A 20,258-nucleotide genomic window follows, 5' to 3' on the forward strand; every position below is an offset into this window, starting at 1 on the left:
CGACTATTTCGTCGGTTAGAATAAAAAGGACAGTAGGAGACGTACCATGCTGACACACGTCTGGGGCTTGATGGCCCATCCTCAGCGCGAATGGAAACAGATGCACGACGAGCACGAAACGGTGTTTCACCTTTATGCTCATCACGTGTTGATTCTAAGCGCCGTACCGGTTGTTTGTTCCTTCATTGGCACCACGCAGTTTGGCTGGGGGCTCGGCGCTGAGCGCACCATTCAGTTGAATTTGCTGGACGCCTTTTATGCGGGCATCGTGTTCTACCTGGTCATTCTGGCGGCCGTGTTCTTCATGGGTAACGTTATCCACTGGATGGCCCAACGCTTTGTTGACCCCCCGAATCGTCGCCGCTGCGTGAAGTTTGCGGGTTATGTCGCGACCCCCATGCTGCTCAGCGGCGTCGTGGCGCTTTATCCCATCGTATGGCTCTGCCTGCTGGCTGGTGTGATAGGACTTTGCTGGTCGGGTTATCTGCTCTACGTGGGGATCCCCAACTTCCTGGATATCTCTGATGAGCAGGGGTTTATCGTCTCCAGTGCGACGCTGGCCATTGGGGTGCTGGTGCTGGAGATGCTGCTGGCCGCGACGGTACTGCTGTGGGGCTACGGTGAGCGGATAATCTTGGGCCTCCTGCAATAGCCAGTGCCGGTTTGTCTTCTTTATGTCTTTAGCCATCAAACGCCTGCCCCCTTATCGTCAACGGTAAGGGGGCAGGTTGCCTTGCGGAGTCAGGTGAGTTGCTGACTGGCCTGAATGGCGGTGAGGGCAATGGTGTATACGATATCATCGACCAGCGCGCCGCGTGACAGGTCGTTCACCGGTTTGTTCAGGCCCTGCAGCATGGGGCCAACGCTGACCACCCGTGCGCTACGTTGAACGGCTTTGTAAGTCGTGTTGCCGGTATTGAGATCCGGGAATACGAACACCGTGGCCCTGCCCGCCACTGGTGAGTCGGGCGCTTTCTGTTTGCCGACGCTTTCGATCGCGGCCGCATCGTATTGTAGCGGGCCATCAATGAGCAAGTGCGGTGCGCGCTGTTGGGCAATGCGCGTCGCTTCGCGTACCTTGTCGACATCGGCGCCGGTACCGGAGTCGCCGGTTGAGTAGCTGATCATCGCGACGCGTGGATCGATGCCGAAGGCCTCGGCAGAACGGGCGCTTTGCAGGGCGATCTCGGCCAGGGTTTTAGCGTCGGGGTCCGGGTTCACGGCACAATCTCCATAGACCACGACCTGCTCGGGCAGCAGCATGAAGAAGATCGATGAGACCTGGTGATATTCTGGCGCGGTTTTAATCAGTTGAAACGCGGGTCGTACGGTGTTGGCCGTGGTGTGTACCGCCCCTGATACCAAGCCATCGACTTCACCCAGTTGCAGCATCATGGTGCCGAGCACGACATTGTCCTGCAACTGAGCCTCGGCGGTTAACTCGTTGAGCTTGCCGCGTCGGCGGTCCACCATGGGCGCGATGTAATGCGCCCGGGTACTTTCCGGGTCGATGATGGTCAGCTCGTCGGGCAGCGTCAGGCCGCGGTTGCGGGCGATGTTATCAATGTCATCGCGCTTGCCCAGCAGCACACAGTTGGCGATGCCGCGGCGCTGACAGATTATCGCCGCTTCGATGGTGCGTGGCTCGTCGCCTTCCGGCAGCACGATACGTTTCTTGGCGTGTTGGGCGAGCTTGACCAGCTGGTGGCGAAACGCCGAGGGTGACAGACGATGGGTGTAGCCGCGGCTGAGGTGGGTCTTGAGCCATTCCAGGTCGATATGGGCTGCAACATAACGGGCCACCTGCTCGGCGCGCTCGAAATCATCCATGGGGATTTCGCTGCTCAACTGGCTCAAGTTCTGGGCGGTGGTCAGGCTGTCGGTATCGACGGCGAGCACCGGCAGGCCAGTTTTCAGCGCTGGCCGACACATTTCAATCATGTTGTCGTTGGGCATAAAGCCATTGGTCAGCAGTACGCCGGCCAACCGGGTGCCGTTCATGGTGGCAAGAGCCGAGGCCAGTATCACGTCGTCGCGGTCGCCAGAGGTCACCACCAGGCTGCCCGGCGTGAAAATATGCAATGCATTGGCGGCACTTCGGGCGCAAAGGCTGGTGGAAAGCACCCTGCGGCTCAGGGCCTCGCCTTCGTTCAGCAGCGTTGCATTCAATGCCCGTGCGACATCCAGGGTGCGTGGTGCGCTGAGGGCGTTGCTGAAAGGCACAACGCCGATCAGATGAAACTTGTCAGTCGCCAGGGCAGGCGAATACTGCCGGAGTTCAGCAAGCACCGATTCTTCCAGCTGAGGCTTAAAGGTACCGGGCGCTGCAGAAAGATCGTCGTCCTGGGCATAGGGTAAGTTTTTCATACGCATCAAAATGCCGCCCAGGGTGCGGCTTGAGCTGACACCGCCGAAGCTCCTGGCGTGCATGTCCAACTCTTCGGCGAGCCGCTGCGGGTCATCCAGGTCGCCGGTGCCGACGAGAATGATCCGTGCGTTGAGTGCGTGAGCGAGCTGAGCATTGGTTTGGGTGGCGTAGGTGGTGTGCTGAGTCGGCACCACGCCTTCGACCACCACCAGGTCCAGTGCGCTGCCGTCGCGATAAGCCTGCTGGGTGACCTGGTCGTAGAGCTCGATGACGTTTTCCATCAGCTCGTCGGTTTGATCGTCGCGCAACAAACGCTCCAGGCGGGCTTGGGAAATAGGCGAGGGCGGACGCTGGTTCAGCGCCCGTGACACCAGCGCCGTCGAGCGATCAAGGCCTGGGCCGTTTCGCTCGTTCTGCATGAACGGTTTTAGGAAGCCCGCTTTTAGGCCAATGGTATCCAGCGCCTGAATCAGGCCGAGACAGGCGGAGGTTAACCCCGCCCCTTCGCTGGTGGGTACCAGCAAAATGGCCTGGGGAGTGTCGGCGGGCGTATTCATGCACAGGCCTCCAAACAGTGTCGGGTTTCCATGGCGATGCGGCCTTCTTCGTCGGTGGGGATGACCCAGACTTGCGGCCCATTCGGGGCGGCGTTATCCAGCCTGCCTTCTTTACCTCGAATCGTGACTTCGTTGGCCGCGTCGTCCAGGGAGAACCCAAAGTGGGGAAGCAGGCCGATGACATGGCGGCGAATGAGCGGTGAATTTTCGCCGATGCCGCCGGTAAAGACCACGCCATCGAGCCTGGGCAACGCGCAAGACAGCGCGGCCAGTGACTTGGCGATGCGGTAACCGAATACCTCCAGCGCCAGCGAGGCGCCTGTGTGGCCTTTTTCGGCCGCCGCTTCAATTTCGCGCATGTCGTTGGTCAGGCCCGAGAGCCCCAGTAGCCCGCTTTGTTTATTCAATACCTGGTCAATCTCATCCAGCGACCAGCCAAGCTGGCGGTGCAGGTGGGCGTGAAGGCCAGGGTCAACGTCGCCGCTGCGGGTCCCCATTACCAGGCCTTCCAGTGGCGTTAACCCCATGCTGGTGTCCAGGCTTTGATTTTGCCACACGGCGCTGGTCGAGCAGCCGTTGCCCAGGTGCGCTGTCAGCCAGCCGCCAGTCCCCCGATCGCTCAACTCTCCGGCGCGCTGACTCACGAAGGCATGGCTGGTGCCGTGAAAGCCGTAGCGCCGAATGCCGTGATCGTGGTACAGCGTTTCAGGGAGCGCATAGCGATAGGCGCGCGGCGGCAGGGTCTGATGAAAGGCGGTGTCAAACACGGCGACCTGGGGAAGCGATGGAAAGACTTTCTGAGTTGCGGCAACGCCGACCAGGTTAGCCGGATTATGCAGGGGCGCCAGGGCGGCAGTGGTTTCAATGGCGGCGATGACGTGCTCGTCGATCAGCGCCGCTTCTGTGAAATGCTCCCCGCCATGGACGATGCGGTGGCCCACGGCTGATGGGCGTCGGCCCTCCAGGCTATCCAGAATCGCGCTGATGGCTTCGGCATGGTCGGCGCCAGGCAGTGATTTGATGAACCGCTCACCGGCACTATCGTTACCCTTTAGCTGTGCCTCAGCACTGCCCAAGCGCTCGGCAATGCCATCAAGACGTGGCGCCTTGGGGTCCGCCTCAATCAATGCATATTTAACGGAAGAGGAACCGCAATTAATGACCAGTACCGACGCGTTCATAGGGGCCTTCTGTCAAAAGAGAGACAACGGAGTTGATTAGACGTTAGTATAACATTATGGGAGGTTGACGGTCAGTGTATCTATGTCGTTAGCCTTCTAGCTAAAATCCCGGCATGCTGGGTATTACCATCACTGCCTTTATCAACACAAGAAGAGCCCGCTTCGAACATGCAATCCCCCTCGCTTCCGTCCGTTTTACCCCGTCACTTGGCCATCCTGCTGTTAATGACGGTGGCGACGATGTTCGCAGCCAACCACGTCTCAGCCAGGCTGGCATTCGATAATGGCACCGGGCTTTTGCTGGCGGTGCTGACCCGCTCAGGTGTGGCCTGTTTGATTCTGGTTTGCCTGGTCATTGCGCAAAGAAAGCGCCTCTGGCTGCCGCCGGGTACCTGGCCGTGGCAGCTTGCGGTCGGGCTCTGTATCACGGTGCAGAGCGTCTGCTTGTACTCCGCCGTGGCGCGCTTGCCGGTGGTAATTGCATTGCTGCTGGTGAATACCTTCCCGATCCAACTGGCACTGCTGAGTTGGGCGTTAGGCGGGCCGCGCCCCACGCTGCGCAGCTGTCTGATCATGGGCACGATTCTGATCGGCCTGCTGGTGGTGCTCGATATTCCCGCCTGGTATGCCAACGTGGACGATATGGGGCCGGGTTGGCTGGCGGGCATCGGTTTTGGTCTGACGGCGGCGTTTGCCTTCGCCTGCGCGCTCTGGACCACTGAACACCGGCTTGCGAGGGTGGGCAGTACCCTGCGCAGCCTGTTGACCATGCAGACCGTGTTTATCGCCATGATCATCGGTGGGCTTTCCGGCATCGTGCCCGGGGGGATGAGTCTACCGGAAACCCACCAGGGCTGGCTTGGGTTAGCGCTCTTGGGCCTGTTGTACGGCTCAGCGTTCTCGACACTGTTTATCTTCGTGCCACGGCTGGATATGGCGCGCAACGCGCCGGTGATGAATATCGAACCCGTCGCCTCGTTAGTGATCGGTTACTTCGTCCTGGGTCAAATGCTCAGCCCCAGTCAGTTGGTCGGTGGGGCCGTGGTTGTGGGCGGGATTGTGGTGTTGAGCCTGTCCAGAGGACGCTAAATCTTTGCGTTTTTCACGATCGTCGACCATAATGAGGGATGTAAGGAAACACTGTTTTTTAACTGAGGTACAAGCGATGAAGACATCTATATTATCACTTACATCAGCGGTACTCCTGGTTGGCGCGGGCACGTTTGCCGCCTCTGCTCAAGCACAGCAATCTTTCACCTACCCACAAGGATACGTAGGCGGTGACGCGATGTTCTGGAGCCTGGATCCAGACGGTGGCTCTTCTCGCGATGACGTTGGCTTGCGTCTACGGGGTGGCGCTCAATTCAACGACTACTTTGCGCTTGAAGGGCATCTAGGCACCGGCGGCTCAGACGGGGGCGCAGAGCTTGACCATCTCGCCGGTGCTTATGCCAAGGGTATCATCCCGGTGGCGCCTGAAGTCCGGCTATACGGTTTAGCGGGCTTCACGGAAGTTGATTTCGACAGCGACCGTGAAAGCGACTTCTCCTACGGCGCTGGCGCTGAAATGGATGTGGCCCCGAACGTATCGCTAGGCGCGGACTACATGCGCTATCTGGATAAATCTTCCTACACTTTCGATGCGGCCAGCGTAGGCCTGCGCTATCGGTTCTAACCCCGCTTCCTTAAACACTGCCTGTCATATCAATTCAGGCACTCAAAACCCCTGTGGCTCACAAGCCATGGGGGTTTTTTATGTCAATACGGTAGAAGCTGATGATGTTTCATGTACGGCTGCGCTGGCGTTAACAGATTTTAAGCACGCCACTTTACGGCCGTCGCATTGCTGAGGATGAGCACACTTTTTCTGAGTTTGAGCCAAATTCCGCGCTCGACAAACTGATAGTGTGTAATTCAATAATGATTATAGGCAGCCAGCGAACAACCAGAAAACCTTCTTGAAAAGGGGAATTATCATGTACAGGAAAAGCAAAATTGCATTAGCCATCGGGCTGAGCGCGGGGTTGGCGACTACCGCTGCTACTGCTGAAACTAACTGGCGCATGGCGACACCATGGAGCGGTGGGCCTTGGCTTGAGCGCGATGCCCAGATGTTTGCCGACCATGTTAACGATCTTTCAGGCGGGGAAATCGAAATTGAAATTTTTCCTGGGGGAACGCTCGGCAGTGCTCTGAAAGTCACCAATTCCGTCAAATCGGGTGTTGCCGATATTAGCCATAATTATATCAACTACGATTATGGCATTGACCCGACTACAGCGCTTCTGGCGGGACATTCCAGTGGCTTAACACCCGAAGAGTTCATGATGTGGATGTACCAAGGGGGTGGCGTTGAACTCTACGAAGAGTATCGCCGGGACATGTTCGATGTGGTGGCCTTCCCTTGTGCCATTCTTGGCACCGAAATTTTCCTCCATTCCAACAAGCGGGTTGAAACGCTGGAGGATTTCCAGGGACTGCGGTTGCGTACGTCAGGGGCCTGGTCGGAAATTGCTTCACGCCTCGGTGCTTCGACAGTGGTGATGTCGGGTGGTGATATTTACAGCGCCCTTGAACGTGGGGTGATTGATGCGGCCGAGTGGGGGAGCCCTGAGATGAACCGTCCCACTGGTTTTCAAGAAGTTGCTCAATACGTGATCGTTCCGGGGGTTCACCAGTCAGGAGGCTTTTTAGAGTGCCAGGTGAATGAAGAGGTTTGGACCAGCCTTAATGAAGATCAACAGGATAACCTTCGCTTAGCGGGTAAGCTGAGTGTCTTTGAGTCTTGGCTTGCGAGTTCATACGATGACCTGGATGCCTACGAAGAGCTTGTTAGTGGAGAAAATGAAATCGTACATCTTGATCAAGACTTTATTGATACGATTTATGAAGAAACGGCTAAATGGGAAGACGAGTACGCCGAAGATAATGAATGGTTTGCTCGTGTACTGGAATCCCAGCGTGGCTTTAAAGAAACAATGAGTGCTTGGCCGGAGTATCGCCTGCCGATTGGTACCATGGGACGATAAACACTCCGCTAAGTAAAAGAGAGGCCTGAGGCCTCTCTTTCATGTGGTTATGCTTTCTGTTTTTCGGATCAATGGATACCCATCATGAAGCTTATAAACGCGATTGAATCAGTAACCCGATGGTCGGGGCGACTAGGCGCTGTTTTGGTATTTCCCTTGATAGGGGCTTTGGTGTTTGAAGTTTTCAGTCGCTATCTGATGGGGCGTCCAACCTTATGGGCATTTGAAATTAGTTATATGGTAATGGGGGCAATCTTTATGCTGGGCATGTCGAATGCCTTGCGAGTGCGCCAGCATGTCAGCGTAGATATTGTTTCCATGCAACTCAATGAACGCGTAAAAGCTATTATCAACGCGGTCGGTTATTTTCTGTTTCTTCCGTTACTTATCTGGCTGGTATGGGAGCTTTCTACCTACGCCCTCCAAGCGTTCGAGACAAATGAACGGTCAGGGCGCTCCGCCTGGAACCCGGTCGTCTGGCCTATCTACACAGTGTGGTTTGTTGGTTTCTTGTTTCTGGCACTACAGGTACTCGCTGAGTTAATCAGGTCTGTGAAGACGGCGCTTGGCCACAAGCAGGTTGAGGAGGGTGGCTCATGAGCAGTTATCTTGCCTTGCTGATGTTTCCCGCGTTAATGGTATTTATCATTGCCGGATTCCCTATTGCGTTCTCAATGATCCTGGTAGCCAGCGGGTTTGGTATTATCCAGTTCGGTGATGTGGCAGCTTATCAGCTACTCACCAAAATTGAAGATACGGCATCTAACTCTATTCTGGCCGCTGTCCCATTATTTATCTTTATGGGGTCAATGCTAGAGCGTTCAGGTATTGCTGAACGCCTATTTGAAGCCATCCATATATGGACGCGGCGCTTACCCGGTGGTTTGGGGGTTGGTGCGATCATCATGGGGACTCTGTTTGCAGCCTCTAGTGGTGTTGTTGGTGCCACAGAAGCCGTTATCGGTATGCTCGCGATTCCTGTGATGCTCAAGCATCACTACAGTAAAAGCCTCATGTCAGGAACCATTTGCGCAAGCGGTTCGTTAGGTACCGCTATTCCTCCTTCTATTACAGTTGTGGTGCTGGGGCCTGTGGCCGGCGTATCGGTTGGGTCGCTTTTCAGTGGTTTGTTGATACCAGGCTTTTTAATGGCCGTGATGTTTTTGGTTTATATCGTCGGCGTTTCCTATTTCAGGCCGGAAATGGCGCCTCGCGTTGAGCAAAACGAGCCAGAAATCAGTTGGCAAGAAAAAATGCGCATAACGTTGGTCGCTTTGCTGCCAACCATGCTGCTGATTTTTACCGTCCTGGGGACTATTTTGATGGGGCTTGCCACACCGACTGAAGCCGCCGCCTGTGGTGCGCTAGGCTCGGTGATTTTAGCGATTGCCTACCGCAATTTGACCCGAGATGTTTTATGGCAGTCCGCCATTAAAACGATGAACATCTCGGCGATGATATTATTGATCGTCATGGGCGGTAGTATGTTCGCTGGCGTGTTTTTCGCCTCTGGCGGCATGGCAACCGTGCAATCATTGCTGATGGACACCGGTTTAAACCCATGGATGATCTTGGGGCTTATTCTACTGATTGCGTTTATTGCTGGTTTTGTCCTCGACTTGATTTCAGTCGTGCTTATCATCATTCCAGTGGCGATGCCCATTGTGAGAATGTTGGGCTTTGACGAAATCTGGTTTTGTGTTGCCTTCCTGGTGGTATTGCAAACCAGCTATTTGACGCCGCCTTTGGCACCCGCGATTTTCTATTTGCGAGCCATTACACCGCCGGAGGTCACGCTCAAGCATATGTACAAAGGGGTTGTGCCTTTTATCATCGCGCAACTGGTTGTTCTGGCGTTAGTACTTGCTTTCCCGGCAATTGCGCTCTGGCTTCCTGAGGCGATGAGCGGTCCTTCCTGGTAAGTCAGTTATGTTCACCATCATGCCGCCCTGGGGCGGCGTTTTTGTTGGCTGCTATATTATCAACATTTTTAGCGAGCTAATTAAATGATAAGCTAATGCTGTCATTAATACGCTAATGAGTCCTGCATGTCCCCCGAACAACGTTTTGCCCGTTGGGTAAAGGGAGCGGTTGCTGCCTTTATTCTTTTGTTTGTGTATTTTCTCATCGCCGATAGTTTTATGCCCATCACCCCGGAAGCGCGGGTGATGCGTCCGGTGACGCGTATTGCGCCTGAATTGAGCGCGCCTGTTAAGGAAGTGATGGTAGACGACCATCAGCAGGTGGCTAAAGGTGATGGGCTGTTCCGCCTGGACCCAGCGTCGTTTCAGCTAGATTTTGTACGAAAAAGTCGGCACGCAGGCAACGATCTATGCAAGCCCCTGCCTGCATGTTGCACTGAATTCCTGGTCGCCCACGCGCTTACCCGATGCGGTAGGCTAAAAGAAATTGCGGTGATATTTCAGATACCGACTATGCTGATGACAGCGCCTCGAACGAAGTAAGTATTTACTTTTTAGGTGCTGTTTCCAGATCTATCTCCAGAACTATCTCCAGAACTATCTCCAGCGCTGTCTCCAGCACTATTCTCCACTAACGGACTAGAGGTGTTCATCATGGCAAGTGGCAAAAAAGACAAGGCGAAAGGGGCTTCCAATCAGACCGTCGGTAAACTGAAAGAAGCGGCGGGCAAGGTGACCGGAAGCGGCAAAACCGAAGCCAAAGGCAAAGCCCAACAGGCAAAGGGCGGCATGCAGAAAGGCGTAGGTCATTTGAGGGAGAATCAGAAAAAACAACGCTAGCCACATGATACTGACGACCAACAGGGGGCTTCGGCTCCCTGTTGGCGTTTAAGCGCGGTAAGTTTGATCCAGCGCAATATGGCGCGTCGTCTTGTGTGCCGTAATGGTCAGGTGATTCGACTTTCCGACCGAGGAGACGTCCCATGCCGACCATGATGAAAGCGGCCATTTTTGTTGAACCTGGCCGTATTGAAATTGACGACAAACCGATCCCCGATATTGGCCCCAACGATGCCTTGATGCGCGTGACCACCACGACCATCTGCGGCACCGATGTGCATATCCTGAAAGGCGAGTACCCGGTGGAGCGTGGCCTGACGATTGGTCACGAGCCCGTGGGTGTCATCGAGAAACTGGGTGCCAACGTCCAGGGGTACCAGGAAGGCCAGCGAGTGATCGCTGGGGCGATCTGCCCGAGCTTTACCTCTTACGGCTGCCAGGATGGCTGCTCTTCCCAGGATGGCGGCCACCACAGCCACGGCTACAAACCCATGGGCGGCTGGCGTTTCGGTAACACCATCGACGGCGCCCAGGCGGAGTACCTGTTGGTACCGGATGCCCAGGCCAATCTCTCGCCGGTGCCGGATGGCCTGACCGATGAGCAGGTACTGATGTGCCCCGACATCATGTCCACCGGGTTTGCCGGTGCCGAAGCCGGAGGGATCAAGATTGGCGACACCGTGGTGGTGTTTGCTCAGGGGCCGATCGGCCTTTGCGCGACGGCCGGTGCAAGGCTGCGCGGGGCGGGCATGATCATCGCCGTTGACGGCGTGGATGAGCGTTTGACCATGGCCAAGCAGATGGGCGCCGACGTGACGCTGGACTTTCGCAAGGTCGACGTGGTGGATGAAATCCTCAAGCTCACCGGTGGGCGTGGGGTCGACTGCGCCATTGAAGCGCTCGGCCTGCAGCAGACGTTCGAGTCGGCTTTTCGGGTGTTAAAACCCGGTGGTACGCTCTCCAGCCTTGGCGTCTACTCCGAAGACCTGACGGTTCCGTTAGGGGCGTTTTGTGCGGGGCTTGGTGACCACAAGATCATTATCTCCCTGTGCCCGGGTGGCAAAGAGCGCATGCGTCGGCTGATGAGCATCATCGCCGCTGGCCGCCTGGATCTGGGCCCCATGGTCACCCACCGCTACGCGCTGGAGAACATCGTCGAAGCCTACGACCTGTTCTCCCACCAGTGCGACGGCGTCTTGAAAGTAGCGCTCGAGGTTTCCTGATTTTCAGTCGCCATATTCAGCAACGAGGCCTACAACGGAAAACCCGCTAACGGTGACTTATACAACAGCCGTTAGCGGGTTTTTTTGCAGGTGGCAATAGCCGCCAGGTATCAGTCCAGTTCCAGCGAGAAACTCATTTCAACGCCTGCATCGTCCACTCTGAACCAGTACTCCATGTTCTTGTAGATATCCGCATACTGCCTGAACATTTCAATATCGGACGCTTCCAGCTCATCGGAAGGCACCTGCTCCATGACATCGGCCAGGGAATGATAAAACTCGCCGGTCAGATGACCATGAAGCAGTAGGTCACGCTCTGACGCAGGGGCTTGCAGGGCTTCCTGCAGTGACGCCGGATCGCTGATGTCTGCGCCCAGGGCAATGGCCGTGTCAGACATGGCGGCATGGAGCGTCGGTGTCTCTGGCGGCAGCATCATGCTTTCGATTTGCTTGGCCTCTCCGCCTGGTTCAAGTTCAAGCGCCCCGAGTTCAGGCATGAAGGCGCCTGCGGTCGTCACCAGCCCCATAGGGTTTGGGGAGGCAAGGGTCAGGATGCCGCTGCCGCTGGGTTCGCCATCGGTCATTGTCAGGCTGTCGATGCGCGCTCTCAAGCCGGATAGCGCTGACCCGATCATCATGGTGGCCGGGTTGTTCATCGCCGTGTTGATGTCTCTCCAGGCGCTATTCAAATCCTGCAGCTCATCACAGCTGAAGGGGTTCTGACGCACTTCCTGGGCATATCTCTGGGCTGTCTGAAGCAGTAAGGGTAAGTTCAGGCCCATTCCGAAACTGGCCATACCCTCCGTGCTGCCAAGACCTGGCACCTGAGTGGTCAGAGCGCGCAGGTCAGTGACAATCGATTCATCGGTTTCCAGGATGACATTCATCTCCATGCGGTCTTGATTGTATTCGCGCATGCCCAGTAGAAGGCCGGGGAAGCGGCTGGTGAGGCGGTCAATATCGGCTTGGCAGGCCGATAGATCCAGCTGCTCTGCCTCAACGGCGTCCATCAATGCCTGAGTACCTGCATGGGAAGGAGAGCTGAGCTCATTAAGCAGGCGTGAAAAGTCGACTTCCCCGGCACCGTAAGGGGTAAAGTCATGGCGCTGCTCAAGCGCTGCCAGCGCGCCAGAATCTTCGAGGTTGCTGTCAGGCAAATCGCTACCCAGTACCTGCGCAAGCAACTCATCGCTGGCATCCTGCGGTACTACCGACATCAGCAGCTGCTGATCTGCAATGACGAGGATCGCCTGGACGGGCGCCTCGGGCGTCAGGATCCAGTACTCGGTGCCGTTGGTGGTGGCCGTGCTGGGGGTGATCTCCGCCTTGGTCAGGATGCGCTGAAGCGTTTCGCGAAAGGCCTCTTCATCCTGCAGCTGCATGCGCAATACAGGCAAGATACCCAGTCCATACAAGGCGGCGCGAGGGCTCACCTTCAGGCCCAGCGCATGGAAATCATCCAGTGACTCAACACCGTCGAGCTCTTCACCCATGGCGATCAGCAGCTTCATCATTGACCGCGACGCTTCATCGTCAATATCGGGCAGCGTCGCGCGCAGTTCATCCAGGTCAGACTCAAGGCTCGCCATGGGCTGCAAGCGCTGATAGAGATCAAAGGCTTCCTGCTCGGGCATTGCCTCACTGGAGGCCATGAAGTAAGGAGAATCAGCCGGAATATAACTCAGCATCGTCGCTGCTTCGGTTGATGCGTTGTCATCGCTGCAGCCGCTAAGCAGGCCTGCGCTGACCAGGGTAACCGCCAGGGAAAGTTGGGTTTTCATCGGGTATCCGTTCCTCGTGGGTGTTGGTTTTAAAGTGAGCATCGTGCATTGAAAGTCATGCAAATGAGAATCATACATTATCGATGTATAATTAGTCTCTGCTTAAGAAAAGATTTTTAGAGCCAATTAGGAAAATGGCTATTTGCGCTAACCCTGATCGCTTTTAGACCTTGACGGGGTAAAGGTTCGTCGCTAAATTAATAGACAGACTTGTCTGTATGGTAGTTTTTTATCATGACGCTTGACCCATCTTCGATCTCCAAACCTCGCGAGCGAATTATTGAAACGGCCAGCCGGTTGTTTTTTCGCCAAGGGTATTGCTCGACGGGTATTAACCAAATTATTAGCGAATCGGGCGTCGCCAAGGCGAGCTTTTATAGCCATTTTTCTAGCAAGGAATTACTTGCGCTTGCTTGGCTGGGACAACGTGAAGAGCGATGGTTAATGCAATTCAAGGAACGTATTGCCCAGCATGAATCGGCTGATAAGCGTGTCACCGGCATGTATTCCATGTGGTACGACCAGATCCGCGAAGAGGGCTATCGGGGCTGTGGTTTTATCAATATGGCAGGGGAGTTCAGTGATGAGGAAAGCCAGATTAGAGCGCTTGTGCGTGACCACAAGGAGCGTGTAAGGCAAATCGTTGCCACTGATGTGCTGAGTGACTACCGACCGGTGATGAAACCAGATGACTTTGGTGAGTTGGTTAACGCCATCTACTTACTTTTCGATGGCGCCATCATCCAGGCGCAGAATGTTATGCACGTTTGGCCCATCGATTCTGCGTTGAATACCTCGCTTAAAATGCTTCCCCAATCCCGCGGGGAGGCAATCTAATGATGTGGTTATCATGCTCTTGTTAAGCGACGCCCAAGTGGCTGACTTTCAATCCTGAATTCAAGCAATTAGCGCGACAAAATGGATAGGCCTGAAACCATGTACTTCCCCGTCGCTTTTAAACGCAACTCCGCCTTTAATGTCGTTGGCGCAGGTCTTTTGATAGTGGCGTCTACTTTCGGACTGTCGCGCTATACCTATGGACTGTTTGTGCCTGCTATTAGACATGATTTTAATTTGGATCAAGCAACAGTAGGCGCGATTGGCAGTGCGTCCTACTTGGGTTATCTAGTGGCAACCCTTGCCAGCCCACTACTGGTGCGCCGTTTCAGCCCTCGTCTGCCGATTATCGTGGGCGGAATGACAGCAACGCTGGGGATGTTGCTGGTCGGCCTGGCGGGTAACCCGTTGTGGTTAGCACTGGGTGTGACGCTCGCCGGTTGTAGTCCAGGCCTCGCTTATCCACCGCTATCCGATGCCATCAAGCAGTTGTGTCACGCTGACAAGCAGAGTCGCTACTATGCCATCATTAATTCGGGCACCAGCTTTGGGGTGATGGTATCTGGCCCCCTGGCGCTCTTCGCGGGGCCTCGTTGGCAATTGGCTTGGTTATGCTTTGCGTTTATCGCACTGATGGCCACGCTATGGAACGTGTTGATCATGCCGGGCGAGAGGCGTGAAACGGCGAATGATGATGCAGACTCAGTTATATTGAGCGCTTACCAGGAGCCGATATTGGCGCTGCTGAGGCGCAAGTTGAAAAATGCTTCGGTTCGCCGTTTACTCTTGGGCGCGCTGTTGTTCGGACTGGTAACGTCTGTTTACTGGACGTTTTCTGTTGAATTGATTGCAGGAGAAAATCGGCTTTCTGCGACAGATCGAGTGATATTCTGGATGGTAGTGGGTATTGCCGGTGTAGCCGGTGGGCTGGCAGGCGAACTGGTAACCCGTTTTGGGCTGGTTAAGGTCTTGAAGTGGGCAACGTTAGCCATTGCCACCTCAATGGCGATACTTACCATTGCGAGTGACGGGCTGCTGATGATCACCCTGTCAGCAGTAGTGTTTGGCGCTACCTTTATACTGATCACTGCCCTGTATGGCATCTGGAGTGTCAGTTGTTTTCCTGAAGCCCCCTCTACAGGGTTTGGTTTAACGTTCTTTCTGATTTCCGCTGGTCAACTGATATCGCCCACCCTGGCTGGTGTAGGTGCAGAGCTTTGGCAAATGACAGGCGTGTTCCAGGTGACTGCCGTATGCTGTCTCGGGATCATACTGCTACTGCCCACTCAGGACGTATGGCGTATGTGAGCCAAAGCTTGCGTTAAATGACGCTTCTTAAGTGCCCGCCTTATTGGCGGGCACTGATCGTTAAAGCCACATGTCACACTTCCTGGTACAGCTCGCTGCCTTTCTGGCGAAACTTCTCCGCCTGCTCTTCCATGCCTTTCATGATGGCTTCCTGATCGCCGTCTAAGCCGTGTTCGGCAGCGTACTCGCGCACTTCGTGGCTGATCTTCATGGAGCAGAACTTCGGCCCGCACATGGAGCAGAAATGGGCCACCTTGGCGGAGTCCTTGGGCAGGGTCTCGTCGTGGTACTCCCGGGCGGTGTCCGGGTCCAGCCCCAGGTTGAACTGGTCTTCCCAGCGGAACTCGAAGCGCGCCTTGGAGAGGGCATTATCCCGCCGCTGTGCCGCCGGGTGGCCTTTGGCCAAGTCCGCTGCGTGGGCGGCAATCTTGTAGGTGATGATGCCGGTCTTGACGTCGTCTTTATTGGGCAGCCCCAAATGCTCCTTAGGTGTCACGTAGCAGAGCATGGCGCAGCCAAACCAACCAATCATTGCCGCCCCAATGCCCGAGGTAATGTGGTCGTAGCCGGGGGCGATATCGGTGACCAGCGGGCCGAGGGTATAGAAGGGCGCCTCGTCGCAGTACTCCAGCTGCTTGTCCATGTTTTCTTTCACCAGATGCATGGGCACGTGGCCGGGGCCTTCGATCATCACCTGCACATCGTGCTTCCAGGCGATATGGGTCAGCTCGCCGAGGGTCTTGAGCTCCGCCATCTGCGCTTCGTCGTTGGCATCCGCCACCGAGCCGGGGCGCAGGCCATCGCCGAGGGAGAACGCCACATCGTACTGCTTGCATATCTCGCAGATCTCCTCAAAATGGGTGTACAGGAAGCTCTCCTGGTGGTGGTACAAACACCACTTGGCCATGATCGAGCCGCCGCGGCTAACAATGCCGGTCACTCGCTTGGCGGTGAGCGGTACATAGCGCAGCAGTACGCCCGCATGAATGGTGAAGTAGTCCACGCCCTGTTCGGCCTGCTCGATCAGCGTATCGCGGAACACTTCCCAGGTGAGGTCTTCGGCCACGCCTTTGACCTTTTCCAGCGCCTGATAGATAGGCACCGTACCAATCGGCACCGGCGAGTTACGCAGAATCCACTCGCGGGTTTCGTGGATGTTCTGCCCGGTAGAAAGATCCATGATGGTATCGGCACCCCAGCGGATGCCCCAGGTCATCTTGTCCACCTCTTCTTCAATGGAAGACGTCACCGCGGAGTTACCCAGATTGCCGTTGATCTTGACCAGGAAGTTACGGCCAATAATCATCGGCTCGCTTTCCGGGTGGTTGATATTATTGGGAATAATCGCCCGACCGCGGGCGACTTCGTCGCGCACGAACTCCGGCGTGATCTCTTCCGGCAGGCTGGCGCCAAAGCTCTGGCCTTTATGCTGGTGGCCCAGAATGCGCTCCACTTCTTCAGACCCTAACGCCTGGCGGCGCTGGTTTTCGCGGATGGCAATAAACTCCATTTCCGGCGTGATAATCCCCTGGCGCGCGTAGTAGAGCTGAGTGACGTTTTTACCCGACTTGGCCCGGCGCGGGGTGCGGGTTAAATCAAAGCGCAGCTGGGCAAGGGTCGGGTCGTTGGCGCGGCGGTTGCCGTATTCCGACGTAGGGCCTGATAGAAATTCGGTGTCGTCGCGCTCTTCAATCCAGGCCCGGCGAAGTTCCGGCAGGCCGCGGCGCAGGTCATTGTTAGCGTCGGGGTCGGTATAGGGGCCGGAGGTGTCGTACACCAGCAGCGGCGGGTTCTCTTCATCAATGCCGGTGGTTTTGGTCGGCGATAGCGAAATTTCCCGGAACGGCACGCGGATATCCGGCCGCGAGCCTTCGACATACACTTTACGCGAGCCGGGCAGCGGCTGAATGGCGGCGGCATCGACCTGGGCGGTTTCGGCTAAAAAGTGACTGGTTCTATTGTTGACGGACTTAGTCATTACGGTCTCCATAGGTTGTTGTGGTGCTGCATTAAGCTGTCAGGTCTTGGTCTATTAGCGCTAACCCCATCTGCCAGAAGTCGATTTCCAGGCGGGTGGCATCGCGGAAAATTTTGCTGAGTTCAGCAAAGCGGGCAGGGGTAACGTCGGCCAGGCGGTTATTGAGCCATTCAAGCTCTGCGTGCATGGCGGCCTGAAACTCGTCGCCTTCGTACATGGCGATCCAGGCGTCAAAGGGGTTTTGCTCGCCACGCAGCGTAGAAGGCTGGGCGTTTAGCCAGTTGGCGATCTCGCCGTAGCCCACCAGGCAGGGGGCCAGCGCCACATGCAGATCCAGCAGGTCGCCGCGGCTGCCGGTATCCAATACATAGCGGGTGTAGGCGAGCGTCGCCCTGGCTTCGGGAAGCGCCTCCAACTCCTGTTCGGAAATCCCCCACTCTTGGCAAAAGCCCACGTGCAGGCCCAACTCCACATCCACAATGGCTTTTAAGCCTTCATGGGCCTGGCGAAGATCGGCAAGGGTGGGGCTTTTATAAGCGGCCAGCGCGTAGGCGCGGGCGAAGTGAATTAAAAACAGGTAGTCCTGCTTCAGGTAGTGGCGAAATGACGCTTCAGGAAGCGTGGCACTGCCCAACTGGCGCACAAAATCGTGCTCAATATAGGCGCGCCAATCGTTGTGGCAGGCGGTGGTGAGATCGGTAAAGCGGTAGCCCATGATGCCTCCGGTAGTAATGATCCGGAGGGCAGGCGAGAGATCGAGGAAATGGCCCGGAAAGGTGGCGTGCGATCATGAGAGCTAGCCATGGCCATCGCTTGATCCCTACGCCGGTACCCGCGCCGCTCGTTATGTGAGCAGCAGCGCATTAGCCGGATCAGGTTCAGCGGGACCAGCGCTTGGCAGCAAAAAATGCTCACCCTGCGCCATCTCAGCCGGATTTCACCGGCACCCCGTCAAGCTGTTCGTTGGTGGAGTGTAGGAGGCGGGTGGGGGAGATGCAAGGGGGCTGTTGTGATCGTTTGATAGCTTTGCTACCTACGTCACTAACCTAATGGGCTTCTAACACCCGCAAAGCCGTTACCCAGCACATGGGTGTATATTTGAGTGGTTTCGATGCTTTTATGGCCCAATAATTCTTGAACTGTACGAATATCGGTGCCTTGGCTAAGTAACTGAGTCGCGAAGCTATGCCGTAAAGAATGGCACGACCCTGGTCGCGTCAGAGAAGAAGATCGCATGGCATATTTAACGGCTTTTTGTACGGCAGACGTATGGATGTGGTGTAGCACTATCCGGTTGTCGTCATCGAAACAGGGCTTGGATGAAGGAAAAAGCCATTGCCATGCGAGGGAAATGCCCGCATTCGGATATTTTTGATCCAGCGCGTAGGGCAGTGATACCGGAATGGCGTTGGTTTCAATGCGGGCCGCAAGCTGTTGCTCTGCCACCTTAATATGGGTGCTTAATGCTTCCTCGCAAGAAGGCGGCAATAGCGTGGTGCGGTCTTTATTGCCTTTGCCCGCACGGACAGTAATGACGTGACGCGCAAAATCGATATCTTTTACGCGTAACCGGCAAGCTTCGGAGACTCTTAACCCAGAGCCGTACATCAGCGATGCAATCAGGAGCATGGAGCCGGATAGGTGCTCAAACACACCCATAACCTCCTGGTGGGAAAGCACGACAGGCAAGCGCTCAGGGCGCTTAGCCCGGCTAAAATTACCAATCTCACCCAGCGGTTGATCTAGAACGTGGCGATAAAGAAATACGATAGCGTTGAGTGCCTGGTTTTGTGTTGCCGCAGCAACACGCCTCTCTATCGCGAGATATTCTAAAAATTGCCGCACTTCATTGCACGCCATGGTGGCAGGATGCCGCATTCTGTGAAAACGAATGAAAAAGCGAATCCAGTAGCAATAGGTTTTCTCAGTGCGAAGGCTATAACGCTTGACTCTGAGAGCAGCTTTCACCCTCTCCATCAGTTTCATTGATTGCACCCATATGGCTTTTTAACTGATTTTATATACAGTATTATTGAAAACAGCAAATCGCGCAAGCATGCGAATTTTGGCTATGCAGCCAAATTTTGCTTTGCTCTCAAGGGAATCAATGGGGTAGAGTCAAAATGGTTGGCTGCAAAATCCCAATGAATGTGCCGTCGCGTTCATTGAGGTTTTGTAGCTGGGTGTAGAATCACTGTTAGTTCAATAAGGAGAGCCAACTATGTCGCTAATGACTATTTTGCTATTCATACCAGCATGCTTTGCATTGAACATGGCACCTGGGCCCAATAACCTTCTTTCGATGGCGAATGCAAAGCGTTATAGCGTCAGGACTGCTTGCTATGCTGGCATTGGTCGGTTGGTCGCATTTGTAGGTATGATCACGCTGGCTGCTACAGGTCTGGCAACAGTGTTGTATACGTCGGAAAAATTATTTCTCGCCATAAAGGTTGCTGGAGGAGTCTATCTACTTTGGTTGGCCTACCAGTTATGGGTCGCAGATCCAACTGAGGGCAGTAACGAGACGCTGGGAGGAAAAAACCTTTTTCAACTGGCGAGACAGGAATTCTTGCTGGCGGCTGGGAATCCCAAAGCCATCTTGATTTTTACGGCTTTCCTGCCTCAGTTTGTTGATCCAGCAGGGTCGGTTGGATACCAGTTTTTGATTCTAGGTGTGCTATTTTTAATGCTTGAGTGGGTAGCAATAGCTGGGTACGCATTCTTTGGTAAAGCATTGCGCCATTGGTTCTCCCGCCCTTCTATGCGCCGTCTGTTTAATCGAATTTGTGCCGGACTACTTGGTAGTGCTGGGGTTGGGCTTTTATTGGCTCGTCGTGAATGAACTAACAAAGCAATTAAATTCGCTCCCTACGGTCGCCGGACGCTCGTTCCTCGCGCCGTTTATTGCGGGCGTTGAGGCTGTAGAAAAACCCCGCTGGCCCCTAAGTTTTGATAGGATCGAGGAAACAGACGAGGAGTGGTCAGCATGCCGCGCTTCAAGGCTTATAACTACGATCAGAACGCCATGGTGGTGATCAATTACCAAGATCAGCTCCAGCCAGGCACCTTCGAACACGCCGTACACTACCTGATCGAGCACAAGCTCGATTTATCCGTTTTCCATCCCAAGTATCGAAACGACGCGACCGGTCGGCTGGCCTATGATCCGGCCATCTTGTTGAAGATCATCCTGTTTGCTTACTCAAAAGGCATCACCTCCAGCCGCGAGATGCA

The 20,258-nt window shown here is 55.2% G+C and carries 19 protein-coding genes and 1 riboswitch; of the genes, 13 read left to right on the forward strand and 6 right to left on the reverse strand.

The genetic code is table 11. The features are described from left to right. Positions 1-46 precede the first annotated feature (46 nt). A complete protein-coding gene (locus BMX75_RS08230) occupies positions 47-652 on the forward strand; it encodes a Yip1 family protein (RefSeq protein WP_092826990.1) in 606 nt (201 codons plus the stop codon). A gap of 89 nt (positions 653-741) precedes the next feature. Here the strand turns inward: BMX75_RS08230 and pta are convergent, their stop codons facing one another. Together pta and BMX75_RS08240 are read right to left on the reverse strand one after the other, a co-directional pair. Beyond that, positions 742-2,925, reverse strand: coding sequence for a phosphate acetyltransferase (pta, locus tag BMX75_RS08235; protein WP_092826992.1), 2,184 nt, complete (start codon positions 2,923-2,925; stop codon positions 742-744). Further along, positions 2,922-4,106, reverse strand: coding sequence for an acetate/propionate family kinase (locus BMX75_RS08240; RefSeq protein WP_092826994.1), 1,185 nt, complete (start codon positions 4,104-4,106; stop codon positions 2,922-2,924). The genes pta and BMX75_RS08240 overlap by 4 nt, the downstream gene beginning before the upstream one ends. Positions 4,107-4,274: 168 nt before the next feature. On the opposite strand from BMX75_RS08240, the gene BMX75_RS08245 reads away from it, so the two are divergent. The 8 genes from BMX75_RS08245 (at position 4,275) to BMX75_RS08280 (ending at position 11,120) form a co-directional block, all read left to right on the forward strand. Further along, positions 4,275-5,195, forward strand: coding sequence for an EamA family transporter (locus tag BMX75_RS08245; RefSeq protein WP_092826996.1), 921 nt, complete (start codon positions 4,275-4,277; stop codon positions 5,193-5,195). A gap of 76 nt (positions 5,196-5,271) precedes the next feature. Then, positions 5,272-5,781 carry a porin family protein gene (locus tag BMX75_RS08250; protein WP_092826998.1) on the forward strand — a complete coding sequence of 170 codons (510 nt, stop codon included), beginning with the start codon at positions 5,272-5,274 and terminating at the stop codon, positions 5,779-5,781. Positions 5,782-6,082: 301 nt separating this feature from the next. Next, positions 6,083-7,135, forward strand: a complete 1,053-nt coding sequence (locus BMX75_RS08255; RefSeq protein WP_092827000.1) for a type 2 periplasmic-binding domain-containing protein — start codon at positions 6,083-6,085, stop codon at positions 7,133-7,135. An 84-nt stretch (positions 7,136-7,219) separates the two neighbouring features. Beyond that, complete coding sequence (locus BMX75_RS08260; RefSeq protein WP_092827002.1) at positions 7,220-7,735, forward strand: TRAP transporter small permease subunit; 516 nt, start codon at positions 7,220-7,222, stop codon at positions 7,733-7,735. Beyond that, a complete protein-coding gene (locus BMX75_RS08265; RefSeq protein WP_092827004.1) occupies positions 7,732-9,057 on the forward strand; it encodes a TRAP transporter large permease in 1,326 nt (441 codons plus the stop codon). Before BMX75_RS08260 ends, BMX75_RS08265 begins: the two co-directional genes overlap by 4 nt. Positions 9,058-9,183: 126 nt before the next feature. Further along, positions 9,184-9,600 carry an HlyD family secretion protein gene (locus tag BMX75_RS18360; RefSeq protein WP_092827006.1) on the forward strand — a complete coding sequence of 139 codons (417 nt, stop codon included), beginning with the start codon at positions 9,184-9,186 and terminating at the stop codon, positions 9,598-9,600. Between the two features lie 111 nt (positions 9,601-9,711). After that, positions 9,712-9,897 (forward strand): CsbD family protein, encoded by a 186-nt coding sequence (locus tag BMX75_RS08275; protein WP_092827008.1) that lies wholly within the window; start codon positions 9,712-9,714, stop codon positions 9,895-9,897. Between the two features lie 143 nt (positions 9,898-10,040). Further along, positions 10,041-11,120: an NAD(P)-dependent alcohol dehydrogenase gene (locus BMX75_RS08280; RefSeq protein ID WP_092827010.1), complete on the forward strand. Its 1,080-nt coding sequence runs from the start codon at positions 10,041-10,043 to the stop codon at positions 11,118-11,120. A 110-nt stretch (positions 11,121-11,230) separates the two neighbouring features. On the opposite strand, the gene BMX75_RS08285 is transcribed toward BMX75_RS08280, so the two are convergent. Next, positions 11,231-12,901 carry a hypothetical protein gene (locus tag BMX75_RS08285; protein ID WP_092827012.1) on the reverse strand — a complete coding sequence of 557 codons (1,671 nt, stop codon included), beginning with the start codon at positions 12,899-12,901 and terminating at the stop codon, positions 11,231-11,233. Positions 12,902-13,135: 234 nt separating this feature from the next. On the opposite strand from BMX75_RS08285, the gene BMX75_RS08290 reads away from it, so the two are divergent. Together BMX75_RS08290 and BMX75_RS08295 are read left to right on the forward strand one after the other, a co-directional pair. Beyond that, complete coding sequence (locus tag BMX75_RS08290; protein ID WP_092827014.1) at positions 13,136-13,738, forward strand: TetR/AcrR family transcriptional regulator; 603 nt, start codon at positions 13,136-13,138, stop codon at positions 13,736-13,738. A gap of 99 nt (positions 13,739-13,837) precedes the next feature. Then, positions 13,838-15,046 (forward strand): MFS transporter, encoded by a 1,209-nt coding sequence (locus BMX75_RS08295; RefSeq protein WP_245748446.1) that lies wholly within the window; start codon positions 13,838-13,840, stop codon positions 15,044-15,046. 73 nt (positions 15,047-15,119) lie between these two features. Here BMX75_RS08295 and thiC read toward each other — a convergent pair whose 3' ends face one another. From thiC to BMX75_RS08310, 3 genes are all read right to left on the reverse strand, one after another. Beyond that, entirely contained in the window at positions 15,120-17,024 is a 1,905-nt protein-coding gene (thiC, locus tag BMX75_RS08300) for a phosphomethylpyrimidine synthase ThiC (RefSeq protein ID WP_092827018.1), read from the reverse strand. 31 nt (positions 17,025-17,055) lie between these two features. Next, positions 17,056-17,739 (reverse strand): thiaminase II, encoded by a 684-nt coding sequence (gene tenA, locus BMX75_RS08305; protein WP_092827020.1) that lies wholly within the window; start codon positions 17,737-17,739, stop codon positions 17,056-17,058. An 85-nt stretch (positions 17,740-17,824) separates the two neighbouring features. After that, positions 17,825-17,985: riboswitch (TPP riboswitch) on the reverse strand. Between the two features lie 80 nt (positions 17,986-18,065). Further along, positions 18,066-19,010, reverse strand: coding sequence for an integron integrase (locus tag BMX75_RS08310; protein WP_092827022.1), 945 nt, complete (start codon positions 19,008-19,010; stop codon positions 18,066-18,068). 235 nt (positions 19,011-19,245) lie between these two features. Here BMX75_RS08310 and BMX75_RS08315 point away from each other — a divergent pair, with 235 nt between their 5' ends. Together BMX75_RS08315 and BMX75_RS08320 are read left to right on the forward strand one after the other, a co-directional pair. After that, complete coding sequence (locus tag BMX75_RS08315) at positions 19,246-19,866, forward strand: LysE family translocator (RefSeq protein ID WP_092827024.1); 621 nt, start codon at positions 19,246-19,248, stop codon at positions 19,864-19,866. Positions 19,867-20,010: 144 nt separating this feature from the next. After that, the coding region (locus BMX75_RS08320) for a transposase (RefSeq protein ID WP_139197156.1) at positions 20,011-20,258 on the forward strand (248 nt) is incomplete at its 3' end.

The organism is Vreelandella subterranea, assembly GCF_900111305.1.
In the GTDB taxonomy this organism is placed as follows: Bacteria; Pseudomonadota; Gammaproteobacteria; order Pseudomonadales; family Halomonadaceae; genus Vreelandella; species Vreelandella subterranea.

What these genes read in the sequence shown, in the direction of transcription:
- pta (WP_092826992.1), bottom strand. Translation starts at nt 2,925, where the DNA reads ATGAATACGCCCGCCGACACTCCCCAGGCCATTTTGCTGGTACCCACC.
- BMX75_RS08260 (WP_092827002.1), top strand. Translation starts at nt 7,220, where the DNA reads ATGAAGCTTATAAACGCGATTGAATCAGTAACCCGATGGTCGGGGCGA.
- thiC (WP_092827018.1), bottom strand. Translation starts at nt 17,024, where the DNA reads ATGACTAAGTCCGTCAACAATAGAACCAGTCACTTTTTAGCCGAAACC.
- BMX75_RS08255 (WP_092827000.1), top strand. Translation starts at nt 6,083, where the DNA reads ATGTACAGGAAAAGCAAAATTGCATTAGCCATCGGGCTGAGCGCGGGG.
- BMX75_RS08250 (WP_092826998.1), top strand. Translation starts at nt 5,272, where the DNA reads ATGAAGACATCTATATTATCACTTACATCAGCGGTACTCCTGGTTGGC.
- BMX75_RS08280 (WP_092827010.1), top strand. Translation starts at nt 10,041, where the DNA reads ATGCCGACCATGATGAAAGCGGCCATTTTTGTTGAACCTGGCCGTATT.
- BMX75_RS08240 (WP_092826994.1), bottom strand. Translation starts at nt 4,106, where the DNA reads ATGAACGCGTCGGTACTGGTCATTAATTGCGGTTCCTCTTCCGTTAAA.
- BMX75_RS08290 (WP_092827014.1), top strand. Translation starts at nt 13,136, where the DNA reads ATGACGCTTGACCCATCTTCGATCTCCAAACCTCGCGAGCGAATTATT.
- BMX75_RS08285 (WP_092827012.1), bottom strand. Translation starts at nt 12,901, where the DNA reads ATGAAAACCCAACTTTCCCTGGCGGTTACCCTGGTCAGCGCAGGCCTG.
- BMX75_RS08310 (WP_092827022.1), bottom strand. Translation starts at nt 19,010, where the DNA reads ATGAAACTGATGGAGAGGGTGAAAGCTGCTCTCAGAGTCAAGCGTTAT.
- BMX75_RS08295 (WP_245748446.1), top strand. Translation starts at nt 13,838, where the DNA reads ATGTACTTCCCCGTCGCTTTTAAACGCAACTCCGCCTTTAATGTCGTT.
- BMX75_RS18360 (WP_092827006.1), top strand. Translation starts at nt 9,184, where the DNA reads ATGTCCCCCGAACAACGTTTTGCCCGTTGGGTAAAGGGAGCGGTTGCT.
- BMX75_RS08265 (WP_092827004.1), top strand. Translation starts at nt 7,732, where the DNA reads ATGAGCAGTTATCTTGCCTTGCTGATGTTTCCCGCGTTAATGGTATTT.
- tenA (WP_092827020.1), bottom strand. Translation starts at nt 17,739, where the DNA reads ATGGGCTACCGCTTTACCGATCTCACCACCGCCTGCCACAACGATTGG.
- BMX75_RS08245 (WP_092826996.1), top strand. Translation starts at nt 4,275, where the DNA reads ATGCAATCCCCCTCGCTTCCGTCCGTTTTACCCCGTCACTTGGCCATC.
- BMX75_RS08315 (WP_092827024.1), top strand. Translation starts at nt 19,246, where the DNA reads ATGTCGCTAATGACTATTTTGCTATTCATACCAGCATGCTTTGCATTG.
- BMX75_RS08275 (WP_092827008.1), top strand. Translation starts at nt 9,712, where the DNA reads ATGGCAAGTGGCAAAAAAGACAAGGCGAAAGGGGCTTCCAATCAGACC.
- BMX75_RS08230 (WP_092826990.1), top strand. Translation starts at nt 47, where the DNA reads ATGCTGACACACGTCTGGGGCTTGATGGCCCATCCTCAGCGCGAATGG.